The sequence below is a fragment of the Thermoflexibacter ruber genome (genome assembly GCF_900113045.1).
In the GTDB taxonomy this organism is placed as follows: domain Bacteria; phylum Bacteroidota; class Bacteroidia; order Cytophagales; family Thermoflexibacteraceae; genus Thermoflexibacter; species Thermoflexibacter ruber.
The window spans coordinates 1-1,692 of record NZ_FONY01000113.1; the positions used below are offsets into that span (position 1 = coordinate 1).

General features: G+C 34.4%; 2 protein-coding genes. Both read right to left on the reverse strand.

Annotation, left to right across the window (positions count from 1 at the left end):
- Nucleotides 1–197: 197 nt before the first annotated feature.
- Nucleotides 198–650, reverse strand: coding sequence for a hypothetical protein (locus tag BM141_RS22395; RefSeq protein WP_091549654.1), 453 nt, complete (start codon nt 648–650; stop codon nt 198–200).
- A 10-nt stretch (nt 651–660) separates the two neighbouring features.
- Nucleotides 661–1,692, reverse strand: a 1,032-nt coding sequence (locus BM141_RS22400; protein WP_317039506.1) for an RHS repeat domain-containing protein, incomplete at its 5' end; no start/stop codon positions are given.

Below are 1,692 nucleotides of genomic sequence, written 5' to 3' on the forward strand. Positions count from 1 at the left end.
TATTTTTTTGCAATCATATTCTATGTTGTTTTAGACAAAGATAGGGAAAATCATGGGCAAATCTGGAATGAAAAGGCAAGATTATAAATACATGATAAACTTGGATCGCAAAGCCTTGATAAAGTAGGGCGAAATTACTCCACAATGGTTACAAATCCTACCCAAGCAAGGAAACTATTATAGTTTACCATCTACCTCTATTCCTCAATTTCTAATTTAAGAATCTTGCCTTCAAAATAATGGATACGAACTTGTAAACCCTCTCTTATATAGCCTCCTTCTCCATATACTTTTCTGTAACCATTCCCCAGTACATTTCTATTATATTGAAAATATTTATTTGAAACAGTGAAACTTTCAGATTTTTTACTAAAAGTGTGCATAGGAGTAAAATTTTCAACTCTACCTTCTACGATACCTACCTTACCTTCCCTAAGTAAATTACATAAATAAACAAAGTTAGCATAGAGATAAATAGTTATTCCTAAGCATATTATGAAAGCAAATGCTCTAAAAATTAATATTTTCTTTTTGGCTATGCTTGCTCTTTTCTCTGATATAATAGTAATTAGATAAAAAAATATGTAGAAAAAAAGAGCATGATAGTCAGAGAAAAAAGTTTCGCTAATATCATAAACAACTTTATACATAAATAAAGGATTATTTCTGATTAGATGAATGAGGGTAAATTGATTTTATTGTATTGAAGCCTTCTTTTAATACAGATTGGCTTATGTGTCCTTGCAAATATTCTGGGATTTGCTCACTTTGATAAATAGGAATTATGAAAGTCCATCCAGCATCTATATATGCTCCAGCACCTTTTCCCCAACTACCAGCATTAATAGGATTCCCTATACCTAACCCTCCATACCAATTATCAATATTGACCAAATCTACTGCCGCATTTAGTTCAAAGGAAAAGTCGACAATAGAAAGAGCATTGATGAAACCGCCGATATTTAGCCCTAAACCACTTATATCTTCCAAACTATTCGCTTTAAAAAAATTGATAGAACCCATAACACCATATGTATCACCTATGCCTAATCCTATTCCTGCAGTCGGTGTAATTAATAACCCAAAATTCACTCCATCGTATCCTAATGCAATGGTACCAGAAAAGGTTAAAGAACTCCAACCAATAGGAACCATCACTCTACCTTCAAAAATACTAAAAGTTATTACCTTATATTTGTGATGGTTATTCTTTACAAAGTCATTAACCTTATTGGTAAAATCTTTTTGCTTTTTCCCTTTATCTTTCCTGCCATCATTGGGATTAGAATTACTGTTCTTATGTCTTTTCTTTTTATCATCATCATCATCATCCCCATTTTGCAAGTATTGAATAAACTCATCAAATCCTTCTTGAATAAGTTTCTCTTTTTCCTCATCATAATACATATCTATGCCATCTCTGCCCGTAGGGTCTATGTACCTCAGCGGGTTGTTATTCAAGAAAGAATAGGGCGAAACACTCACGTACCTATCCCCATGAGAGTCAAGGGTAGTCGTCCTACCTGTCTGATAGTCATAGCTCCTAGCACTGAAATCGTAGTGGTGCAGCCCAAGCTCTGTCTGCTTCTCCTTGCCATTGAACTGCCATTTATCCTCCTTCGCTGGAGTCTGCACATAATCCAAGCCCTTCATGCCGAGTCTGAAAGATAAGGTAGAAATAAGAGTTTGCCA